General features: G+C 73.0%; 16 protein-coding genes and 1 other RNA gene. 7 read left to right on the top strand and 10 right to left on the bottom strand.

Annotation, left to right across the window (positions count from 1 at the left end; translation table 11 throughout):
* Positions 1-63 precede the first annotated feature (63 nt).
* The gene (locus IE260_RS04360) at positions 64-1032 is read right to left on the bottom strand and encodes a LysR family transcriptional regulator (RefSeq protein WP_189869118.1); all 969 of its coding nucleotides are present in this window, start codon (positions 1030-1032) and stop codon (positions 64-66) included.
* A gap of 83 nt (positions 1033-1115) precedes the next feature.
* Here IE260_RS04360 and IE260_RS04355 point away from each other — a divergent pair, with 83 nt between their 5' ends.
* The gene (locus IE260_RS04355) at positions 1116-2420 is read left to right on the top strand and encodes an MFS transporter (RefSeq protein WP_189869117.1); all 1305 of its coding nucleotides are present in this window, start codon (positions 1116-1118) and stop codon (positions 2418-2420) included.
* Positions 2421-2468: 48 nt separating this feature from the next.
* Here IE260_RS04355 and ssrA read toward each other — a convergent pair.
* From ssrA to ftsE, 5 genes are all read right to left on the bottom strand, one after another.
* Positions 2469-2868, bottom strand: a transfer-messenger RNA (tmRNA) gene (gene ssrA, locus IE260_RS04350).
* Between the two features lie 188 nt (positions 2869-3056).
* Positions 3057-3536, bottom strand: coding sequence for an SsrA-binding protein SmpB (gene smpB / locus IE260_RS04345; RefSeq protein WP_189869116.1), 480 nt, complete (start codon positions 3534-3536; stop codon positions 3057-3059).
* Between the two features lie 46 nt (positions 3537-3582).
* Positions 3583-4749: a S41 family peptidase gene (locus IE260_RS04340; protein ID WP_189869115.1), complete on the bottom strand. Its 1167-nt coding sequence runs from the start codon at positions 4747-4749 to the stop codon at positions 3583-3585.
* A 68-nt stretch (positions 4750-4817) separates the two neighbouring features.
* Entirely contained in the window at positions 4818-5735 is a 918-nt protein-coding gene (gene ftsX / locus IE260_RS04335; RefSeq protein ID WP_189869114.1) for a permease-like cell division protein FtsX, read from the bottom strand.
* A gap of 45 nt (positions 5736-5780) precedes the next feature.
* Entirely contained in the window at positions 5781-6470 is a 690-nt protein-coding gene (ftsE, locus tag IE260_RS04330; RefSeq protein WP_188184166.1) for a cell division ATP-binding protein FtsE, read from the bottom strand.
* Between the two features lie 235 nt (positions 6471-6705).
* Here ftsE and IE260_RS04325 point away from each other — a divergent pair, with 235 nt between their 5' ends.
* The gene (locus IE260_RS04325) at positions 6706-6897 is read left to right on the top strand and encodes a hypothetical protein (RefSeq protein WP_067243640.1); all 192 of its coding nucleotides are present in this window, start codon (positions 6706-6708) and stop codon (positions 6895-6897) included.
* Positions 6898-7020: 123 nt separating this feature from the next.
* Here IE260_RS04325 and IE260_RS04320 read toward each other — a convergent pair whose 3' ends face one another.
* The 4 genes from IE260_RS04320 to IE260_RS04305 form a co-directional block, all read right to left on the bottom strand.
* Positions 7021-7683 carry a hypothetical protein gene (locus IE260_RS04320; protein ID WP_189869113.1) on the bottom strand — a complete coding sequence of 221 codons (663 nt, stop codon included), beginning with the start codon at positions 7681-7683 and terminating at the stop codon, positions 7021-7023.
* Positions 7684-7990: 307 nt separating this feature from the next.
* A complete protein-coding gene (prfB, locus tag IE260_RS04315; RefSeq protein ID WP_189869112.1) occupies positions 7991-9097 on the bottom strand; it encodes a peptide chain release factor 2 in 1107 nt (368 codons plus the stop codon).
* 66 nt (positions 9098-9163) lie between these two features.
* The gene (locus tag IE260_RS04310) at positions 9164-10408 is read right to left on the bottom strand and encodes a serine/threonine-protein kinase (protein WP_189869111.1); all 1245 of its coding nucleotides are present in this window, start codon (positions 10406-10408) and stop codon (positions 9164-9166) included.
* A 131-nt stretch (positions 10409-10539) separates the two neighbouring features.
* Entirely contained in the window at positions 10540-12258 is a 1719-nt protein-coding gene (locus IE260_RS04305; RefSeq protein ID WP_189869110.1) for a serine/threonine-protein kinase, read from the bottom strand.
* A 442-nt stretch (positions 12259-12700) separates the two neighbouring features.
* On the opposite strand from IE260_RS04305, the gene IE260_RS04300 reads away from it, so the two are divergent.
* From IE260_RS04300 to IE260_RS04280, 5 genes are all read left to right on the top strand, one after another.
* Positions 12701-16270 carry an FHA domain-containing protein gene (locus IE260_RS04300; protein WP_189869408.1) on the top strand — a complete coding sequence of 1190 codons (3570 nt, stop codon included), beginning with the start codon at positions 12701-12703 and terminating at the stop codon, positions 16268-16270.
* Between the two features lie 416 nt (positions 16271-16686).
* On the top strand, positions 16687-18075 hold the full coding sequence (locus IE260_RS04295; RefSeq protein WP_189869109.1) for an ABC transporter substrate-binding protein: 1389 nt from the start codon (positions 16687-16689) through the stop codon (positions 18073-18075).
* A gap of 3 nt (positions 18076-18078) precedes the next feature.
* Positions 18079-19425 (top strand): carbohydrate ABC transporter permease, encoded by a 1347-nt coding sequence (locus IE260_RS04290; RefSeq protein WP_189869108.1) that lies wholly within the window; start codon positions 18079-18081, stop codon positions 19423-19425.
* Entirely contained in the window at positions 19422-20339 is a 918-nt protein-coding gene (locus tag IE260_RS04285) for a carbohydrate ABC transporter permease (RefSeq protein ID WP_189869107.1), read from the top strand. The genes IE260_RS04290 and IE260_RS04285 overlap by 4 nt, the downstream gene beginning before the upstream one ends.
* Positions 20340-20493: 154 nt before the next feature.
* Positions 20494-22752 (top strand): bifunctional glycosyltransferase/CDP-glycerol:glycerophosphate glycerophosphotransferase, encoded by a 2259-nt coding sequence (locus IE260_RS04280; RefSeq protein WP_189869106.1) that lies wholly within the window; start codon positions 20494-20496, stop codon positions 22750-22752.
* Positions 22753-22762 lie beyond the last annotated feature (10 nt).

Here is a 22762-nt window from a genome sequence, read left to right as displayed (position 1 = left end):
ACCACACCGTGCTCAGGCCAAGAATGTAGCGCACGCGGAGGATGTGTGGTTCCCGGGTGTCGGTTAACGGACCGACATCACAGCGGCGTCAGTGGCCGGAATCCATCCGTCGGCGGGTCTCACCAGCCACCCTTCCTCGACCGCGAGTCGGGCCGCGGCCCGGCGAAGTGCGTCAAATGCGGGGTGCACCAGCCCCTTTCGCCAGACCAGTGACACGGGCGACAGCGGGACGGGATCGACCAGCGGGCGCAACACGGTCGACGGCATGGCCGGAAAGTCCACCACTGCGAGGATCGGGTTGCGGGTCTTGTCCATGATCCGCCGGAACTCCTCGTGCCCCACGGCCAGCGGAGCGGGTGGCGCCACTTCGATGCCCCGTCCCTCGAACAGGCGATGCGCGAGGTCGGTCCACTCCGGTGTCCGCGGATTGCCGGCCCCGGCGTACACGGTCTCGCCCGCCAGCGCGGCGAGCGGCACTTCCGCCAGGCCGGCCAGCGGGTGGTCCTCGGGCAGGACGACGGCCATGCGTTCGTAGCGGACCGGCTGGTGGCCGAGCCCTGCCCGCAGCGCCGGGGCCAGGCCCGCGAACCGGCCGAACGAGGCGTCGAGGCGGCCCGCGAGCAGTTCGGCGGCGGCTCCCGTCAGGCCGCTCTCGTAGCGGGCCATCAGTTCCTGGTCGGGGGCCAGCCGGCGGGCCAGTTCCAGGACCCGGCGCCCGGTGGCCAGTCCCGAGGAGTTGAGGTCCACCAGCAGCGGACGGGACTGTCCGAAGGCGGCGAGCAGGTCGTCCTGCGCCTGCAGCACCCGGCGCGCGTACGGCAGCAGCCGCTCGGCGTCGGCCGTCGGCGTGACCTGCCGGGTGGTGCGGACGAACAGCTCGGCACCCAGCTCCCGTTCCAGGCGCCGCACGTCCCGGCTGAGCGCCTGCTGGGCGACGTACAGGCGGGCCGCGGCGCGCGTGAAGTGCAGCTCCTCGGCGACGGTGACGAAGGCGCGCAGGAGGCGTGGGTCGAGGTGGCTCGGTGCGGGCATCCGGGGAATTTACAACAGGGGTGCGTGAATGGGTGCGGAGAAGGTGTTGGACCCCTTGACAGACCGCGGGCGACGGTGGACGCATGCCGCCGACGACCCCGCGCCGCCCGCCCGGGCAGGCCCCGTTGCCCACCGTCACCGCCGACTCGCTCGTCATGGCCGACTTCCGCCCGCGCACCCGGCGCCGGCCACCCGGCCCGTACCGCCGCCTTCTCTCCGTCCCGGGCGCCCGTGCGTTCACGATCGGCAATCTCACCGCCCGTCTGCCCATGGGCATGTTCAGCGTGAGCGCCGTCGTGATGATCGCCGGCACACGCGACTCCTACGCCCTCGCCGGCGCCGTCACCGCGACGGGCCTGGCGGCGACCGCGCTGGTCGCCCCGTGGACCGCGCGGCTCGTCGACCGCCACGGCCAGGCCAGGGTGGCCCTGCCCGCCGCGCTGGTCGCCGCCCTCGGCTCGCTCGCCCTGCTGCTGTGCGTGCGCCACGGCGCCCCCGACTGGACCCTGTTCGCCGCGTACGCCGCCACCGCCACCACGCCCAACACCGGCGGGATGGCCCGCGCCCGCTGGGCCCACCTGCTGAAGGGCGACGCCGACGCGCTGCACACGGCGAACTCGTTCGAGCAGGCCGCGGACGAACTGTGCTTCATGCTCGGGCCGGTGCTGGCGGCCTTCCTGAGCGCGACGTTCTTCCCGGAGGCGGGCACACTCGTCGGCGTGGTGCTGCTGGTGACCGGCATGCTGCTGTTCACCGCCCAGCGTTCCACCGAGCCGCCCGCGCAGCCGCGCCCGCCCGCGAAGGCCCCCTTCCGTGCCCCCGGCATCCCGCCGCTGCTGGCCGTGTGCCTGGCGATGGGCGGGGTGTTCGGGGCCATGGAAGTGGTCACCATCGCATTCGCGGACGCACAGGGCCACCGCACGGCAGCCGGTGTGGTGCTCGCCCTGCAGGCGGCCGGTTCGTGCGCGGCGGGGCTGCTGTACGGCGCGCTGAAGCCCGCCGGATCCGCCGAGGACCGCCTGCCGTGGTGCGTAGCCGCGATGACGGCCCTGCTGACGCTGCCGCTGCTGGCGGCCTCGCTCACCGGCTCGCTGCCGCTCCTGGCGGTCACGCTGCTGGTCGCCGGGATGGCGACCGCCCCGACCATGGTCACCACCATGACGCTGGTCCAGCGGCGCACCCCCGCGGGGCGCCTGAACGAGGGCATGACCCTCGCGGTGACGGGCCTGCTCGGCGGCATCGCCTGCGGCAGCGCGGCCGGGGGCTGGACGGTGGAGCATGTGTCGGCCACGGCCGGTTACGGAGTGCCGGTCACGGCCGCGGCGGCGGCGCTGCTGCTCGCCCTGCTGCCCCTCACCGGCGACCGGGCAGGGCAGGACAGGGCATGACGAAGGCCCCGTCGCGCTGGAGCGACGGGGCCTTCGCCCACATGGGAATTGTGGAGATGGCGGGAATCGAACCCGCGTCCAACGGTGTGGAACCAGGGCTTCTCCGTGTGCAGTCCGCTTCGCTTTTCTCGGCCCCGGAGATCACGCGGACAAGTCTCCGACGGGCTCAGTCACTGTTTGGTTTCCCTCTTCACCCCGTGACCGGGATCAAGGTTTAGTCCCCTAGCTGATGCCAGGATCCGGGTCGGGAACAGCCCCGGGCTGACACTCCCTTAGTAGGAGGCTCGCTCTGCTACCTGAGATCAGGCAGCGAGGGCGAAGGCCTGCTGGGAGGAATCGCGCTTGGTGTTGGCGATTATTTTTTTCGGCCTGTGGTTTACGAGATCATGGCCGCTTCCTCGACACGCTTCCCCTGCTTCGACATCCGCTGTCGAAACCGATCATCCCCATGTTGATTTTTCAAGCCCTCCGGAGAGGGAGCGCACCTGCTGTGCGGTGCAGATGCCATCGTACGTGACCAACGCACGTCCGTGCCAGCGTATTCCCAGGGGTCACCCGGGGGTGGCCCGCCGGCCGGCCAGGGGTTTCAACGCGGTCCGGCGCCCGGACATTCCCGGCCGCGGGAACGGACCGCCGTCACGCCCGCTGCTTGCGCCGGATCGCCGAGATCGCCCGCTCCGCCTCGCGCCGGTCCTGCTTCTCGCGCAGGGTCTGGCGCTTGTCGTACTCCTTCTTGCCGCGCGCCAGCGCGATCTCGACCTTGGCCCGGCCGTCCTTGAAGTACAGCGCGAGGGGCACGATCGTGTGACCGGTCTCCTGGGACTTCGACTCCAGCTTGTCGATCTCCACGCGGTGCAGCAGCAGCTTCCGCTTGCGGCGCGCGCTGTGGTTGGTCCAGGTGCCCTGGCTGTACTCCGGCACGTGCACGTTGTAGAGCCACGCCTCGTGCCCGTCCATCTGGATGAAGCCGTCGGCCAGCGAGGCCCGGCCCTGGCGCAGCGACTTCACCTCGGTCCCGGTGAGGACCAGGCCGGCCTCGTAGGTGTCGAGGATCTGGTAGTCGTGCCGCGCCTTCTTGTTCTGCGCGATCAGCTTGCGCCCTTTTTCCTTAGCCATAGTGCCGACCATTTTCGCACTACGGAGGGGGTTGGCGGAAAGCCGTTTACAACCCGCTCAGCACCGTCTCCGCCCGCTCCAGGGCGGCCGGGTCCGCGGGGTCGACCTCCAGGTCGGGTGCGATGCCCGTGCCGTCGACGCCGCGGCCGGAGGGGGTGCGGTAGTGGCCGACGGTCAGTTCGGCGACCGAGCCGTCGGGCAGCGGGCTCGGCATCTGGACGGAGCCCTTGCCGAAGGTGCGGGAGCCCACGACGACCGCCCGTCCGCGGTCCTGCAGGGCGCCGGTGAGGAGCTCGGCCGCGCTCATCGTGCCGCCGTCGACGAGCGCGACCAGGGGTCTGGTGGTGTCGCCGCCGGGTTCGGCGTGCAGGGCCCGCTGGTCGCCGTCGACGTCGTACGTGGCGACCAGGCCGCCGTCGAGGAAGGCGGAGGCGGCGGTGACGGCCTCGGTGACCAGGCCCCCGGAGTTGCCGCGCAGGTCGAGCACGACCCCGGCGTCGGCCGGGACCCGGCCCACGGCGGTGCGGACCTGGTCGCCGACGCCCTTGGTGAAGGAGGCGACCTTGATGACGGTGTCGCCGGCGGCCGTGCCGCGCACGCTCACCGGGTCCGTGGTCAGCCGGGCCCGGCGCACGGTCTCGGTCCAGGCGCGCGTGCCGCGCTCCAGGCCGAGCCGGACGGTGGTGCCGGCGGGCCGGTCCATGGCGTCGCCTCGCAGCAAGGAGACGACCTCGGTGACGGGACGCCCGTCGACCTGCCGGCCGTCGACGGCACGCAGCCGGTCGCCCGCGCGGATCCCGGCGTCGGCCGCGGGCGACCCGGACCGCACCTTGGTGATCTCGATGCCGCCGTCGCGCTCGCGGCGCGCCGACAGTCCGACGCCGGTGTACTGGCCGTCGAGGGACTCCTCCAACTCCTCGTACTCCCCGGGGGAGTAGACGGCGCCCCACCGGTCTCCGCTGCGGCTGACGGCCCGTTCCGCGGCCTCCACGGGGGACTTGCCGGCGGCCATCGCCTCGGCGGCCGCCCGGGCCACCTCCTGGTGGTGACCGGCGGGTGCGGCCGAACGGGCCGTGTCCGGCGCGGACTTCCGCTCGGCCTCGGGGAACGAGCCGGTGGCGGCGCCGGTGACGAGCACGCTCGCGAACACCAAGGTCAGGGCGGCACCGTGGCGGACGCGGCGGGGCTGACAGAACGGGTCACGACCTGACATGACGGTGAGTGTAGGACAACGCAAGAGGGCCGAACGGTCGCTTGACCGTTCGGCCCTCTTGGCGTGCGTCACACCTTCAAGTACTTGCGCAACGCGAAGAACGCCGCCAACGCGGGCATCAGCAGGCTGGTGGCCAGGATGAGCGGCAGCTTCGTCAGTACGGCGTCCCAGCCGATGAAGTTGATCAGATTCAGCTTCTCGGACAGGGCCAGTCCGTGATCGATGATGAAGTACCGCGCGATGACCAGGAAGGCGCAGGCGACACCACCGCCGATGAGCCCGGCGACGGCCGCCTCCATGATGAACGGTGCCTGGATGTAGAAGCCGGAGGCGCCGACCAGGCGCATGATGCCGGTCTCGCGCCGACGGCTGAACGCCGAGACGCGCACGGTGTTGACGATCAGCATCAGCGCGACGACCAGCATCAGCGCCATGATCGCGCGCGCGGCCCAGTTCATGCCGTTGAGCAGGCCGAAGAGGTTGTCGAGGATGCCCTTCTGGTCCTGTACGGACTGCACGCCGTCCCGGCCGTCGAAGGCGGTCGCGATGACCTGGTACTTCTCCGGGTCCTTCAGCTTGATCCGGTACGACTCCTGCATCTGGTCCGGCGTGAGGGAGCTGGCCAGCGGGGAGTCGCCGAACTGCTCCTTGTAGTGCTTGTACGCCTCGTCCTGCGACTCGTGCGTCACCTTCTCGACGACCGACATCTCCTCGAGGTCCGCGAGGATCTGCTTCTTCTGGTCCTCGGTCACCGCGCCCTTGGCGCAGTTGGGGTCGGACTCGGCGTCGCTCTTGTTGCAGAGGAAGACGGAGACGTTGACCTTGTCGTACCAGTAGCCCTTCATGGTGTTCACCTGGTCGCTCATCAGCAGCGAACCGCCGAACAGGGCCAGGGACAGGGCGACGGAGACGATGACCGCGAAGGTCATCGTCAGGTTGCGGCGAAGACCGACACCGATCTCCGAAAGCACGAACTGGGCGCGCATGGCGTCTGATTAAGCCTTTCCGTGGTTACCGTGCGATCTGCGGTCTCAGTGCTGGTAGCCGTAGACGCCGCGTGCCTGGTCGCGGACGAGACGGCCCTGCTCCAGCTCGATGACGCGCTTGCGCATCTGGTCCACGATGTTCTGGTCGTGCGTGGCCATCACCACGGTGGTGCCCGTGCGGTTGATGCGGTCGAGCAGCTTCATGATGCCGACGGAGGTCTGCGGGTCGAGGTTGCCCGTGGGCTCGTCGGCGATCAGCAGCTTGGGCCGGTTGACGAAGGCGCGCGCGATGGCGACGCGCTGCTGCTCACCGCCGGACAGCTCGCCCGGCATGCGGTCCTCCTTGCCGCCGAGCCCGACGAGGTCGAGCACCTGCGGCACGGACTTGCGGATCTCGCCGCGGGACTTGCCGATGACCTCCTGCGCGAAGGCGACGTTCTCCGCCACCGTCTTGTTCGGCAGGAGCCGGAAGTCCTGGAATACGGTCCCCAACTGGCGGCGCATCTGCGGCACCTTCCAGTTGGACAGGCGGGCGAGGTCCTTGCCCAGGACGTGCACCTGGCCGTGGCTGCACCGCTCCTCGCGGAGGATCAGCCGCAGGAAAGTGGACTTTCCGGAGCCGGAGGACCCCACGAGGAAGACGAACTCGCCCTTCTCGACCTCCAGGGAGACATCCCTGAGGGCTGGACGGTTCTGCTTGGGGTAGACCTTGGAGACGTTGTCGAATCGGATCACGGATGCACCACGGGTCGCCGGGGGTAGATGAGCGTGACCATACGCGAAGCGGGGAGCGGCCCGCAGTCACCGGTCGGGGTTGCGTGATACTTGCGCGTTTTGTCCCCACCGGGGCGGACCCCGGTCCCCTCGGGAGGGCGCGCAGCGGCCCACGGAACCTGGCACAGTGGAAGGGGAACGTTCGCGGTGGCGCGAGCGTTGTACGACGAGAACCGGTTGCAAGGAGGGCGAGCGCATGACGTACGACCGGTTGGTGTGCGCGAACTGCGCGGCGCCCGTCAGTGAGGGCCGGTGCCCCGTGTGCCGGGCGAACCGCGAGCGACTGCAACAGGAGAACTTCCTCTCGGGCCTGAACCCGATGGCGCTGATCGCGCTGCTGGCGGTCCTGGTCGCGGCGGTGGCGCTGCTGGCCCACCAGACCGCCTAGACCTCGCGGGAAGCCCCGACAGGGGCGTCAGAGACGCGGGAGGGGCCCGGAGCGTGCCGGCTCCGGGCCCCTCCGCATGCGTCGGGCGTACGTCACGTACGCCCCGTACGCGGGCGGCTACCGTCAGGCGGCGGCGCCGCGGCCGTTCATCATGCGGGGCAGCATGCGGAAGCCGATGCCGCCGGCGATCATCGTGGCGGCGCCGACCAGCAGGAACGTGGTCTCCGCGGCACCGGTCTCGGCGAGCTCCTCGCCGCCGCCCTGGGCGGCCGCGTCGGAGGCCGGGGCCTCCTCACCGGTGTCGGTCAGGGCCGAGGAGCCCTGCTCCTGGGTGGAGGGGTTGGAGCCGCCGTCGGGGTCGGCGTTGTTGCCGCCGTTGCCGCCGCCGTTGCCGTTGCCCGGGGCCTCCGTGGGGTCGGCCGGCTCGGTCGGCTCCTCGGTGGGGTCCGTCGGCTCGGTGGGCTGCTCGGTGGGCGGCTCCTCGGTGGGGGGCTCCTCGGTGGGCGGCTCCTCCGTCGGAGGCTCCTCGGTCGGGGGCTCCTCGGTGGGCGGCTCCTCCGTGGGAGGCTCCTCGGTGGGCGGCTCCTCGCTGGGGATGGTCGTCGGCGGGGTCTCCGGGTCGTCGCCGTCGAGGCCCACGCCGACGCCCACGCCGACGCCGCCGACCTCGGCGCTCACGCCCAGGTCGAGGGCCGAGGCGGCGCCCGCGGCGGTCAGCGAGGCTCCGGCCGCGATCACGGCACCGGCCGCTATGCGGGCGACACGGATCCGCGTCTTCTTGGTCATATGGTTGCTACCCCCAGTAGCTGTTCGTCAGTGAGGCGGCGCTCGGGGCCGTGATCGACGGAGGTAGCTGCAGTGAAGCCCCCCGGTTCACATGCGCCCCAGAAATACGCATGCCGCGCCTCACCCTTCCCATTTTTCAAAGCAACGTCAAGGTCATTGCGTACGCGATGTCCGAGTACAGGGGGGTATGCCGGACACAATGGGTGTGAGTGTGCTGTAGAAGCCGGACATCACCGGCAGACGAAAGGCAACTGCCGCCCCGGAGGCGGCAGTTGCCTTGTCGACAAAGCGGCGTTTCCGCCCGACGTTACTTCGCCTGCTGCTTGCGCCAGCGAATTCCGGCCTCCAGGAAACCGTCGATCTCGCCGTTGAACACGGCCTCGGGGTTGCCCACTTCGTGCTCCGTGCGCAGGTCCTTGACCATCTGGTACGGGTGCAGCACGTAGGAACGCATCTGGTTGCCCCAGGAGTTGCCGCCGTCGCCCTTGAGGGCGTCCATCTTGGCCTGCTCCTCCTGGCGGCGCCGCTCCAGCAGCTTGGCCTGCAGAACGTTCATCGCGGTGGCCTTGTTCTGGATCTGGGACCGCTCGTTCTGGCAGGAGACGACGATGCCGGTGGGGATGTGCGTGATGCGCACCGCGGAGTCGGTGGTGTTCACGCCCTGGCCGCCCGGGCCGGAGGACCGGTAGACGTCGATCCGCAGGTCGGACTCGTCGATGTCGACGTGGTCGGACTGCTCGACGACGGGCAGCACCTCGACGCCCGCGAAGGACGTCTGGCGGCGGCCCTGGTTGTCGAAGGGCGAGATGCGCACGAGCCGGTGCGTGCCCTGCTCGACGGAGAGGGTGCCGTAGGCGTAGGGCACCTGGACGGCGAAGGTGGTCGACTTGATGCCGGCCTCTTCGGCGTACGACGTCTCGTAGACCTCGGTCTTGTAGCCGCGCTGCTCGGCCCAGCGCAGGTACATGCGCTGGAGCTTCTCGGCGAAGTCGGCGGCGTCCACGCCACCCGCCTCGGCGCGGATGTTGACGAGCGCCTCACGGGCGTCGTACTCACCCGAGAGCAGCGTGCGGACCTCCATCTCGTCCAGCGCCTTCTTGACGGACTCGAGCTCGGACTCGGCCTCGGCACGGGTGTCCGGGTCGTCCTCCTCCTCGGCCATCTCGAAGAGCACGGCGAGATCGTCGATCCGGCCGCGCAGGCCCTCGGCCTTCCGCACCTCCGCCTGGAGGTGGGAGAGCTTGCTGGTGATCTTCTGCGCCTCGTCCGGGTTGTCCCACAGGGACGGCGCGGCCGCCTGCTCCTCGAGCACGGCGATGTCTGCCCTCATCCTGTCGAGGTCCAGAACGGCCTCGATCGACTCCATGGTCGAGGAGAGGGACTTCAGCTCTTCGGATACATCGACGACTGCCACGCATCCAGCGTAACGGCTCTGCCAAGCGCTCCACGCCGGGTCACGGCGTCGGAGGGGTGCCGCACCTCACGGCGACGCCGGTGCCGAGTTCCTGGTGTCCTGCGGATCCGCGCCGGCTTCGTCACCGCCCGTGGCCAGCCAGGTACCGACGCCGATCGCCGCCACGAGGGCGACCGCGCCCGCGCCGAGGGCCAGCCGGCGGCGCCGCGCGGCGGCCCGGTTCCTGGCCGAGCCCGGGCGTGGCGCGCCGGAGGCGCGGGGGGCGCGGGCGGTGCCGCGGGCACCGCCCGCCAGCTCGTCGGGGGCCGGTACCCGCATGGAGGTGTGCGTGTCGCGGTTGGAGTCGGCCGGCTTGGCGCCCGGCACCAGGGGGACCGCCCCGCGGCGCCGTACCGGCTCCCCGGCGGGCGCGGGTGAGGCGGCCGGCTCCTCGGTGGTGTCCTCCGCCTGCTCCGCGTCGGGCTCGTCCACGTCCAGCGGCGGCATGCCCGCCAGCATCGGCAGCAGCTCGCGCAGCCGGGCGCCCAGCTCCGAGGCGCGCAGCCGCGAGGCCGGCGCCTTGGCCAGGCACTGCACGATCAGCTGCCACAGCTCGTCCGGGATGCCGGGGAGGGGGACGACCGTCTCGGTCACATGGCGGCGCAGCACGGCGCCCGGGTGGCCGCCGCCGAACGGCGTGAAGCCGGCCAGCAGCTCGTACAGGACCGTGGCCAGCGCGTAGATGTCGACCGCGGCCCGGGGCGGCAGGCCCTCGACGATCTCCGGGGCGAGGTAGTCGGGGGTGCCGATGATCTTCGTCGTGCGGGTGCGCCGCGGGGTGTCGATGAGTTTGGCCACACCGAAGTCCGTCAGCAGGGCGCGGTGCGAGCCGCCGGGGCCGAGCGGGCCCTGCATGTCCAGCAGCACGTTCTCCGGCTTGACGTCGCGGTGCACCACTCCGGCGGCATGCGCGGCGGCCAGCCCGTCCGCGATGTCGGCGACGACGGCCACCGCGGCCTCGGGCGCGAGGCGGCGCTCCCGGTCCAGGCGGGTGCGCAGGTCCGTGCCGCGCACCAGGTCCATGACCAGAGCCAGGTCGTTCCCGTCGACCACGAGGTCGCGCACGGAGACGACGTGCGGGTGTTCGAGGCCGAGCAGGGCGGTCCGCTCCTGCACGAAGCGGCCGACGAGCTCCTGGTCGGACGCCAGGTCCTCGCGCAGCAGCTTGATCGCGACGGGGCCCTCGGGCCCCTCGCCCAGCCACACCGTGCCGGCGCTGCCCCGTCCGAGGATCTGGTGGGCGGTGTACCGGCTGCCGATCTTCCGTGCCAAGACTGCTCCTACCGACGCGTGTTGCCGACAAAACTACGCGTCCGCGGAGCCGACCTTCACCGTGGAGGCGGAAATCCCCCGCCAGTTGTCGACAAATCTCCAGACTCGGGGGGAGCGCGGCCCGTCGGGGGTCAGTTGCCGCCCGAGCTCCCGCCGCCGCCCAGGTCCCCGATCCATCCGGTCACGGTGTCGAACCAGTCGCTGAGCTGGTCCCAGTAACCCTTGCCGGTGCCGATCCAGTCCTGCAGCGGGCTCAGCTCCCAGATCAGCCAGCCGGCCACGAACAGGATGACGATCGTGAAGAGGCATCCCTTGAGGCAGCCGAGGCCGGGGATGCGCATCGGGTTGGCGCTGCGCTGGCGGGGCGGCCGGGGCTCGCGCCTGGGCCGCTGGGGCTCGGGCGCGGGCGGCGGGGCGTACCGCTGGGGTTGCTGGGGCTGCTGGGGCTGCTGGGGCTGCTGGGGCTGCGGATTGGCGTACCGCTGCGGCTGGGGCTGCTGCGGATAGCCGTAGCCCTGCGGCGGCTGCTGGGGGGCGCGCGGCGCGGGCCCGGGCTGCCGCTGCGGCCGGGCGACCTGGCGCTGGGGGCGGCGGCGCAGCGGGTCCTCGTTCGGGTCGAGGTACTGGACCTGCGTCTGCTCGTTGCGGTCGCGGGCGGCGCGCAGCTGGTTCTGCCAGGGGTGCGGGTCCTCGGGGCCGCCGGGCTGCCCGCCCTGCCCCGGCCCGCCCGGCTGCCCCGGGGGCACCGGCGGCATGACGGCGGTCGGGTCGGCGGCGCCGCGGTTCGGCAGGACGGCGGTGGGGTCGGCGGCGCCCGCGGGGTTGCCGGTCTGCGGCATGACGCTGGTCGCGGCGTTGGGGTCGTAGGCGCCGCCCGGGTTCTGCGGCAGGACCTGCGTCGGGTCGGCGGCACCGGGGGCGCCCGGCACCGGGGCGGGGGCCGGGTCGGGGGCGAGGAGCGCTCCGACGTTCTCGGCGGCGCCGATCTGCGCGCTGTTCGCGTGCACGCCGATGCCCTCGGCGACGACGCGCAGGCCGCGCGCCAGGTTCTCGGCGCTGGGCCGCTCGTCGGGGTTCTTGCGCAGGCAGCGCTCTATGACCGTCCACAGCGGGTCGGGGACGGTGGAGGGCCGGCGCGGTTCGGCGCTCAGGTGCTGGTGCAGGACCTCCAGCGCGGAGCCGCCGGAGAACGGCGGACGGCCGGTGACCAGCTCGTAGAGCAGGATGCCGGCGCCGTAGATGTCGACGGCGGAGGTCTGCGGGCGGCCCTCGGCGGACTCCGGCGCCACGTACGCGGGCGTGCCGACGAACTCGTGGGTGCGGGTGAGGCCGGGTGAGTCGGCGAGGCGGGCGATGCCGAAGTCGGTGAGCATCGGGTGCATCTCGCCGCCGTCCTGCTTGAGCAGGACGTTGGCCGGCTTCAGGTCGCGGTGGACGACGCCGTCGGCGTGGCTGGCGGCCAGCGCGTCGGCGATCTGGGCGGTGAGCAGCGCGGCGGCGACGGGGCTGAAGGGACCGTTCTCGCGCAGGTAGCGGTGCAGGTCGGGGCCGTCGACGAGGTCCATGACCAGCGCCAGCAGATCACCTTCGACGACCAGGTCGCGGACCCGGACGATGTTGGGGTGGGTCAGCCGGAGCAGGACGGAACGCTCCCGCAGGAAGCGCATCACGACGTCGGCGTCGTTCGCGAGCTCCTCCTTGAGGACCTTGATCGCGACGGTCTCGCCTGGCTGTCCGGGCACGGCCGCCTCGGCCCCCGCGGTCTCCCGCTGGCGGGCTCGCCAGACGGTCCCCGTGGCGCCGCGACCGAGCGGCTCCTCGAGGAGGTACTTGCTGCCTACCGGCCGCACGTCATGCGCTCCCTGTTGCTTGCTGGCTTGTTCCGACCCACTGTTTCCGACCCACTGTAGTGCCGCCGGGCGCGGCACCGGCTGTCCTCTTCCTGTGGTTCCCGTTGGTCCACCGGTGCGTCTTACGTCCGGTTCCGGTACATGTTCGAAGGAAAGACGCTCGACCCGGTCCGTTGGTTGCCGGGCCCGAACGTGACCGATCTCAAGCGGGCGCCATTCGATCATTCAGGGGGCACCGGCCAGGCACTTTTGCGGGCAGAGGCGACCAATCAAGATCATTCGGCGGCGGGCGGCGGGCACGTTGTCGGTGGCAGGTGCGAGGATGCCTCCAGTACTGGCCGACGTGCTCGTGTGGCGGTGGGGGAAGTCCGCGGTGGGGGACCGCGGAGAGTGGCTTCGTCCCCGATGCGCGGGCGCCCGCGCGAAGGGACCGCTGACGGCGATGCAGATCCGGCTGACCGTCGTAGACCCGCTGGGCCCGTTCGCCGTGCCGGCGCGGGCCCGGGCCGCGAGCTGCGACGTGCTGGTCACGGCGCCCGCCGGCACGGCCCTGGCCGCGGTCGCCTCCGCGCTGGCCGCGGCGGTCCCCGGCGCCGACGCCCAGGGCACCGGCCCGGTCGTGCTCTACGCCGGCGCGCAGCGGCTGGACGCCCAGCGCTGCACCCTGGGCGAGCCCCCGCTGATCGACGGCGCCGTGCTCTGCCTGGGCGCCCCCGGCGAGCCCGACCCGCACACCGAGCCGGCCGACGCCACCGCCCAGCTCCACGTGGTCGCCGGGCCCGACGCGGGCGGGGTCCACCTGCTGCACGGCGGGCAGATCCAGCTCGGCCGCTCCGCCGACGCCGACGTCGCGCTCGACGACCCGGACGTCTCCCGGATCCACTGCGCCGTGACCGTCGGCGCCGACGGCCGCGTCTCGGTCGCCGACCTCGGCTCCACCAACGGCACCATGCTGGACGGCGCCCCCGTGGGCACGCGCCCGGTCCGCTTCGTGCCGGGGGCGCTGCTGCGCATCGGGGAGTCGGCGCTGCGGCTGGTCCCGGCCCAGGGGGCGGGGGCGCGGCTGGAGACGACGCCGGACGGGGAGGGGCACGTGCGCCTGAGCGCCGCGGACTCCGACGGCGACGAGGTCACCCACGCGCGCGTGGCCGACGGGGCGGAGCATCCCGCCGAGCGCACGCACCGCGCGTACGGCACGGCGGGCCACGGCGTCGGCCCGGCGCCGGAAGCCCCGGGGCAGACGGCGCCGCCCCCGGCACCGGGCCGGGCTCCTGCGCGCGATCAGGAACGGGTGCCCGGTCAGGGCCCGGGGGCCGGACAGGGCCCCTGGACGGCACAGGGCCCACTGGCCCCGCAGGTCCCGGCAGCCCCCCGGAACCCGGCGACCGGACGGCCCCTGGTGCCCGGTCAGAGCGGAGCACCGCGCATCGAGAGCGGTGGCGCGGTCCCCCCGGCGGACGCGCGGCGCGCGACGTCCCTCGAAGGAGCACCCCGGCCGGCCCCCGGCACGGACGCCACCCACAGCGGCACGGGCACGTTCGGCGGGGCCACGCAGGCCGGTGCCCCCGGCGGCACCACGCGCAAGGGCACCCCGCTGCGGGGCACCGACGTGCCGCAGGGCGTGCGCAGGCGCGGAGGGCTCGGCGCATGGGCCCGGCGGCTGGCGAGCGGGCGCGCAGCACAGGACACAGCCGGGTCCGGGGCGTACGACGAGGAGACGGCCGACGCCGCGGCACCCGCCCCGGCCGGCGGCTCCCCGGCGCCGGAGACCTGGCCGGACCCCGCCGCCCTGCTGCTGACGGCGCTGGGCCCCGGCGCCCGGCTGTGGGAGCGCGCGCCGGGACACCCCGAGGCGCTCACCGTGCGGCTGGGCACGGCCGACCGGGTGGCGCCCGGCGGCTCGGCCCCACTGCCCGCGGTACCGGTGACCGCCGGGCTGCGCGAGGTCGGGGCGCTCGGCCTGGCCGGCCCCCGCGCGCGGCTGTCCGGCCTGGCCCGCGCTGTGCTGGCCCAGCTCGCCGCGCTGCACTCCCCCGCGGCGCTGGAGATCGTCCTGCTCAGCGCGGACCGCTCCCGCCCGCTCGCCGAGCGGACCGCCGAATGGTCCTGGCTGGGCTGGCTGCCGCACGTGCGTCCGGGGCACGGCCAGGACTGCCGGCTGCTGCTCGCCTACGACCGGGAGCAGGCCGGCGCCCGCACCCACGAACTCCTGCGCAGGCTGGAGGACCACCTGGCCGACGCGAGGGCCGGGGCACACCCGCCGGCGCCCGCCCGCGCGATACCGGCGCAGCCCACGGCCTCGGCCCACGAGATGCCGCCCGGCCCGGACGGGCGGGGCGCGTCCGGCCGGGAGACGACGGACCGGGAGGCTCGGCGGCCCTCCTGGGCACGGGCGGACGACGGGGCCGACCCGGCCGACGCCTTCGCGGGGCCGTACACCGTCCTCGTCGTCGACGGGGACCCCGGCGGAGCCGACGTGCGCGAGGCGGTGGCGAGGCTGGCCCTGGAGGGCCCACGCGCCGGCATCCACGTGGTGTGCCTCGCCGAGACACCGGCCGCCTCCCCGGTGTCACCGGTGGCGGAGACGTACGAGGCGGCCTGCGCGGTGTCGCCGGTGTTCGGCGAGTGCGGTGCCGTCGCGCTGCTCAGCGGGGACGTGGCGACGGCCCTGCGGCTGCTGCGCGTCGCGCGCTCGGGAGGGTCCCCCGGCCCGGTCGGCCACGGCACCCTCGGCACCGTGGACGCCGTCTCACCGGCGTGGGCGGAGCGGTTCGCCCGCGCGATGGCGCCGCTGCGCACGGACGGCCAGGCGGGCGAGCGGCACGCACGCGTGTCGGCGCCGCTGCCCCAGGCGGCCCGGCTCCTCGACGAACTGGGCCTGGCCCGCGCCACACCGGCGTCCCTGATGGCCCGCTGGGCGGACGCGGCCGACGACGCCGAGGCGCTCGGCGGACGCGCGCACGCCGTGCTGGGCGCCGGGCCCCGCGGCCCGGTCGCGGTGGACCTCGCCGCCGAGGGACCGCACCTGTTGATCGAGGGGCCGCCCGGCAGCGGCCGTACGGAGCTGCTGCGCGCGGTCGTCGCCTCGCTCGCCTCCGCCGAGCGCCCCGACCGCCTCGGCATCGTCCTGATGGACGGCCGGGACAGCGTGGGCGCGGGCGGCGGCCACGGCGAGGGCCTGCGCGTGTGCACGGACGTGCCGCACGTCACCACCCACCTGACCGCCAACGATCCGGTGCGCATGCGGGAGTTCGCGCAGTCGCTGAGCGCCGAGCTGAAGCGGCGCGCCGAGCTGGTCGGCCGGTCGGACTTCGCCGAGTGGCACACCGGGCGCGAGGTCTCCGGCCGGCTGGTCCCCCAGCGCACGGCGGTCTCACGCGGTACGTCGGCCCCGGCGGCGGAGGCCTCCGGGCCCGACGCCGGGGACCTCGAGGCCCCGCCGAGTTCCACCCTGCGGCTGCGGCCGGGAGCGGCCCGGCGCCGGGCCGAGGCCGCGCCGCCGCTGCCCCGGCTGGTCGTGGTCGTGGACGACCTGGACGCGCTCGTCACTCCCCCGCTGGGATCACCCGGACGGCCCGCCGCGGGTTCGGTGATGCGGGCACTGGAGGCCGTCGCGCGGGAGGGCGAGCGGCTCGGCGTGCACCTGGTGGCCGCCACCGGCCCCGGGGGCCGCACGGCCCAGACTGAACCGGCCCGCCGGGCCGCGCTGCGGGTCACGCTCGACGCGCCGGCGCCGGGTCCGGACGAACCGGCGCCCGGCCGGGGGCGGCTGGCCGGCGCGGAGGGCCGGTCCGTGGTGTTCCAGGCGGGCCGGGTCACGGGGCGCATCCCGCGGACGGCGACCCTGCGGCCCACGGTGGTGCCGCTGGAGTGGCACCGGATGGGGGACCCGCCGGCCCGGCGGCCCGTGCGGGAGTTGGGGAACGGGCCGACCGATCTGGCGTTGCTGGCCAGCGCGTTGGACCGGGCGGCGCGGGAGGTCGCGGCGGCGGAGGTGCCGTCGCTGCTGTAGTGCGCGGCGTGGGTTCGGGCAGGGTCGGTTGCCTGGTCGGCGCCGACGGGTTGCCCGGCGTCGGTGCGGGCCGGAAATGAGTCGCGCAGCCCGGCGCCACCGGGATGCCTCCCCCGCTCTCGGCTTCGCTCGAGCCGGGGGGACCCCCGTCGCCCACCCGTGCCGCCCTGGGGGTACTCCCAGGCCGTTCAGGCACGGGGGGAGGCACGACCGCCCGCGGTCACGCGGCGCGGCACGCGACCGCCCGCAGGCTCCGCGCGGCCCGCGACACGCCCGCAGGCTCCGACGAGTCACGACGCGGTCACGATCTTCAGCTTTACACGGGACGCGCTCTTGCCGCCCCCACCCCCCTGGCGTACACCAGACCGCACGGGACAGCGCCGAACGTTCGACGAGGAACGAAGAACGGGGCAGTGATGCGCAGCACGATCAGCACCATCCGGACACGCAGGGCCGCGTCGCTCAGGGTCGCGGCCGCCGTCGCGGCGGGAGCGCTCGCGCTCTCGCTCACCGCGTGCGGTGGCGACGACGACAAGGACGACAGCGGCAGCCGGGGCAGCGGCGACAAGGAGACGGCGGCCTCCGTCACCCTCCCGAAGCTGGACGGCGAGACCCTGGAGGTCGCCGCCGTCTGGACCGGCGCCGAGCAGAAGAACTTCAAGCAGGTCCTCGCCGAGTTCGAGAAGCGCACCGGCGCCAAGGTGACCTTCGTGCCCGCGCAGGACCCGATCATCAACTTCCTCGGTTCCAAGATCGCGGGCGGGCAGCCGCCGGACGTGGCGATGCTCCCGCAGCCCGGCGCCATCAAGCAGGCCGTCGACAAGGGCTGGGCCAAGCCGCTGGGCGCCGAGGCCACCAAGGAGCTGGCCGAGAACTACTCGCAGGGCTGGCAGGACATCGGCAAGGTCGACGGCAAGAGTTACGGCGTCTACTACAAGGCCGCCAACAAGTCGCTGATCTGGTACAACGCGCAGGTCTTCGAGAACGCGGGCGCCTCGGAGCCGAAGACCTGGGACGAACTGCTGACCACCGCGCAGACCGTCTACGACTCCGGGGTCACGCCGTTCTCCGTCGGCGGCGCGGACGGCTGGACCCTCACCGACTGGTTCGAGAACATCTACCTCTCGCAGGCGGGCCCGGAGAAGTACGACCAGCTGGCCAAGCACGAGATCAAGTGGACGGACCCGTCCGTGAAGGAGGCCCTGACCACGCTCGCGGAGATCTGGGGCAAGAAGGACTACATCGCGGGCGGCGCGAAGGGCGCGCTCCAGACGGAGTTCCCGGCCTCGGTGACGCAGACCTTCACCGGCGGCGACCAGCCCAAGGCCGGCATGGTCTACGAGGGCGACTTCGTGCAGGTCAACATCGGTGAGACCAAGGCGAAGGTCGGCACGGACGCCAAGGTGTTCCCGTTCCCGGCCGTGGGCGGCACCGCGCCGGTGGTCTCCGGCGGCGACGCGGCCGTCATCCTGGAGGACTCGAAGGCGGCGCAGGCCCTGGCCACCTTCCTGGCCTCGCCGGACGCGGCGACGGTCCACGCGAAGCTGGGCGGTTACCTCTCGCCGAACAAGAACGTGGACGCGTCGGCGTACCCGAACGACGTGCAGCGCAAGATGGCCGAGGCACTGCTCGCGGCCGGCGACGACTTCCGCTTCGACATGTCCGACCAGGCCCCGCAGGCGTTCGGCGGCACGCCCGGCAAGGGCGAGTGGAAGGCCCTGCAGGACTTCCTGAAGAACCCGAAGGACATCGCGGGCACGCAGGCGAAGCTGGAGGCGGACGCGGCCGCCGCCTACGGGGGCTGACGGATGACGTCGGCCAGCGCGACGGGGGCCTCGCCGGCCCCCGCCGCACCCAAGTCGCGCAAGAGCGTGACCGGCACCCGCAGGACCGTGGCGGCCCTGTTCCTGCTGCCCGCCTTCGTGCTGCTCGGCGCGCTCGTGGTCTACCCGATCGGGTACTCGCTCGTCCGCAGCTTCTACGACCAGTCCGGCGACGGCTTCGCCGGATTCGACAACTACCAGGCCCTGTTCACGGACGACGGCATCCGCACCGCCCTGAAGAACAACGTCATCTGGGTGGTGTTCGCGCCGACGGTCGCCACCGCGCTCGGGCTGGTCTTCGCGGTGCTGACCGAACGGGTGCGCTGGGGCACGGCGTTCAAGCTGGTCGTCTTCATGCCGATGGCGATCTCGATGCTGGCCGCCGGCATCATCTTCCGCCTGGTGTACGACCAGGACCCGGACAAGGGCGTCGCGAACGCGGTGTGGGTCGGTGTCCACGACACCTTCGCGCAGTCCTCGGCGTTCCCGAAGGCGCATCCGGGGCGCGAGTCGCCGCTCCGGCCCGCCGGAGGGGGCGCGTTCATCACCAAGGAGCCCGTCCGTACCGGCCAGGTCGTCACCCTGCCCCTGGTCGGCGTGGCCCCCGACCAGATGCCGGACGACGCGAAGAACGCGGTGGCCGCGCGGCCGGAGGACGGCCGGATCACCGGTACCGCCTGGCAGGATTTCACCCGCGGCAAGGGCGTCGGGAAGCTCGGCGGTGTCGACGCCTCCGAACTGGGCTACGCCGGCATGAAGATCGAGGCGGTCAAGGACGGCAAGGTCGTGGCGTCCACCACGGCCGCCGGCGACGGCACGTTCACGCTGCCCGCCGCGGCCGACGGGGCACAGCTCAGACTCCCCGCCGACAACTTCAAGGAGCCGTACAACGGCCTGGACTGGCTCGGCCCGTCGCTCGTCACGCCGGCGATCATCGGCTCGTACGTGTGGATGTGGGCGGGCTTCGCCATGGTGCTGATCGCGGCCGGTCTGGCGGGCGTCCCACGGGAGCTGCTGGAGGCGGCGCGCGTCGACGGCGCCAACGAGTGGCAGGTGTTCAGAAGGGTCACGGTCCCCCTCCTCGCCCCGGTCCTCGCGGTGGTCACCGTCACCCTGATGATCAACGTTCTGAAGATCTTCGACCTGGTCTTCATCATCGCCCCCGGCTCCTCCCAGGACGACGCGAACGTGCTCGCCCTGGAGCTGTACCGCAAGGGCTTCTCCGAGGACCAGCCGGGCGTCGCCAGCGCCATCTCGGTGTTCCTGCTCCTGCTGGTCATCCCGGTGATGTGGTTCAACATCCGCAGGCTCAGGCGGGAGGTGCGGCGATGACCGCGGACGCGGGTTCCCCCACCGGGGCGGCTCGGCGGCCCCCCGCCGGCACCGCCAAGGGCAAGCGGTCGCTGGGCTCGCGGCTCGCCGAGGGCGTCAGCGGCGGCCTGGTCAGGGTGTTCCTGATCGTCGTGGGCCTGTTCTGGCTCGTTCCCACGATCGGTCTGCTGCTGTCCTCGCTGCGCACGCCCCGGGACCTGGCGGCGAGCGGCTGGTGGGAGGTCTTCACCCAGCCCTCCCAGCTCACCTTCGACGCCTACGAGGAGCTGCTGAAGAACGGTGACATCACCTCCTCCCTGGTCAACACCGTACTGATCACGGTCCCGGCGACGGTCCTCGTCGTCGTGATCGGCTCCCTCGCCGGGTACGCGTTCGCGTGGATGGAGTTCCCGGGGCGGGACTGGTGGTTCCTGGGTGTGGTCGGGCTGCTGGTGGTGCCGGTGCAGGTGGCGCTGATCCCGATCGCCGAACTCTTCGGCGAGATCGGCCTGTTCGGTTCGTTCCTGGGCGTGATCCTCTTCCACGTCGGCTTCGGCCTGCCGTTCGCGGTGTTCCTGCTGCGGAACTTCTTCGCGGAGATCCCGCGGGAGCTGCTGGAGGCGGCCAGGCTCGACGGAGCAGGTGAACTGCGGCTGTTCGCCCGGGTCGTGATGCCTCTCGGCGGTCCCGCGATCGCGAGCCTCGGCATCTTCCAGTTCCTGTGGGTGTGGAACGACATGCTGGTCGCGCTGATCTTCTCGGACTCCGGGAGCCAGCCGATCACGGTCGCGCTGCAGACGCAGGTGCGCCAGTTCGGCAACAACATCGACGTGCTGGCGCCCGGCGCGTTCATCTCCATGGTGATCCCGCTGGCCGTGTTCTTCGCGTTCCAGCGGCAGTTCGTCTCCGGAGTGATGGCGGGCGCCGTCAAGTAGTCGTCCACAGAACGCGGTTGAGGGGCGGGCCGGTGCCGGCCCGCCCCTTCGCGCGTCCGTCCGCCCGGTCCCCCGAATGCCGTAGCGAACGTAACCAAGTCACTCCATCGGCCGTTGCCGGGCAGAACGCCCGCGCCGACCCATGGATGTCCCCGTGCCCAGGTTCAGTGTCATCGTCCCCGCGTACCAGGTTCAGGCGTATCTGCACGAGTGCCTGGAATCGGTGCTGTCCCAGTCGTACGCCGATCTCGAACTGATCGCCGTCGACGACTGCTCGCCGGACGCCTGCGGCACGGTCATCGACGAGTTCGCCGCACGCGATCCGCGCGTACGGCCCGTGCACCTGCCCGAGAACCAGGGCCTGGGCCCGGCCCGCAACGCCGGGATGGAGCGGGCCACCGGCGACTACCTCGTGTTCCTCGACGGCGACGACACTCTCACCCCGGGCGCGCTGCAGGCCGTCGCCGACCGGCTGAAGGAGACCGGCGAGCCCGACGTCCTGGTCTACGACTACGCGCGCACCCACTGGACGGGCGAGGCGGTCCGCAACCGGGCCGCCGCGCACCTCACCGAGCGGGGCCCGGCACCGTTCCGGCTGACCGACCGTCCGGAGCTGCTGGAACTGCTGATGGTGGCCTGGAACAAGACCTGCCGGCGCGAGTTCGTCGAGCGCGCGGGCTTCGTCTTTCCGCCCGGCTACTACGAGGACACGCCGTGGACGTACCCGGTGCTGATGGCGGCGGAGTCGATCGCGACCCTGGACCGGGTCTGCGTGCACTACCGGCAGCGGCGGGGCAGCATCCTGGGCACGCCGAGCGAGCGGCACCTCGACGTCTTCGCGCAGTACGACCGGGTCTTCGCCCACCTGGAGTCGGACCCGGAGCTGGACCGCTGGCGGCCGGTGCTGTTCCGCCGCATGGCCGACCACCTGGCGACGGTGTTCGGCCGGCCCGACCGCCTCCCGCGGCACCTGCGCGCCGAGTTCCTGCGCCGGGCCCGCGTCCACTGCCGCCGCTACCGCGTCCCCGGCGCCCCCGCCCCGCTGCCCGTCCGGCTGCGCCACGCCCTGATCCGCCTGGGCCTGCGCCGCACCTACGAGGCCCTGCGGCTGGCGTCGGCCCTGCGCCGCAGGGGCGCCAAGCGCACCGCGCGGGTGCTGCGCGGCGTGCGGACGGCCGTGCTCCGGCTGCACTACCGGATCCAGCGCAGCCTGCCCGTGCGCGCCGACCGTGCCGTCTTCGCCGAGCACGGTGGCCTGGGCCACGGCGGCAACCCGGGGGCGCTGGAGCAGGCGTTCCGCTCCTTCGCCCCGCATGTGCGCACGGCGTGGGTCGCCGATCCCCAGCACCACCACACGGTGCCGCCCGGGCCGCGCCGGCTGACCCCGGGCACGGCCGCGTACTGGACCGCGCTGGCCCGCTCCCGGTACCTGGTCGCGAGCGGCGCCATCGACGGCCGGCTGGTCAAGCGCCGCGGCCAGATCCTGGTCCAGACGCAGGCGGGCACCCCGCTCAAGCACATGGGCCTGGACCTCCAGGAGCGCCCGGCCGCCGCCCGCGGCACCGACTTCGCCCGGCTCCTGCGCGACGTCGCAGCCTGGGACTACGTCCTGTCCGCCAACCAGCACTCCACGCTGACCTGGGAGCGCGTCCACCCGGGGTCCTACACCACGCTGGAGTACGGCCAGCCGCGCACCGACGTCTTCCAGCGGGCGACGGCCACCGACGTGGCCCGGCTGCGCGAGACGCTCGGCATCCCCGAGGGCACGGTCGCGATCCTGTACGCGCCCACCCACCGCGACCACCGCCGCACCCAGCGCGCCCTCCTGGACCTGGAGCGCGTCGTCACCCGCCTGGGCCCCCGTTTCATGGTGCTCGCCCGCGCCCACCACCGGCACGGCGGCCCGCTCGCCGAGTCCCGGGGCCGCGTCCTCGACGTCAGCGACCACACGAGCGTCGAGTCGCTGTGCCTGGCCTCGGACGCCCTGATCACCGACTACTCCTCGCTGATGTTCGACTACGCGGGCCTCGACCGGCCGATCGTGATCCACGCCGAGGACCAGGAGGTGTTCGAGGCGGTCCGCGGGACCTACTTCGACCTGCGTTCGTTCCCGCCGGGCGCGACGGCGTACAGCGAGGACGAGCTGATCGACATCTTCGCCTCCGGTCACTGGCGCGGCTCACGCTCCGCCCAGCTGCGGGCGGCGTTCCGGGAACGGTTCTGCCCGTACGACGACGGACGCGCCGCCGAGCGCGTCGTCCGCCGCGTCGTCCTCGGCGAGAGGGACCTCCCGCCGGTCGTGCCCCTCTCCGAACGGCGTCCCGCGCCGTCCGCCGCCGCGTCCCTCGCGCGCACTCCGCTCGCCACCGTTCCGCAACCCGCCGGTCCCCGCACCGTCACCGACAGCCTCTGATCGCCGTTTG

It is taken from the genome of Streptomyces viridiviolaceus, from assembly GCF_014650995.1.
GTDB lineage: Bacteria > Actinomycetota > Actinomycetes > Streptomycetales > Streptomycetaceae > Streptomyces > Streptomyces viridiviolaceus.
This window is presented reverse-complemented; position numbering and strand designations above follow the sequence as displayed.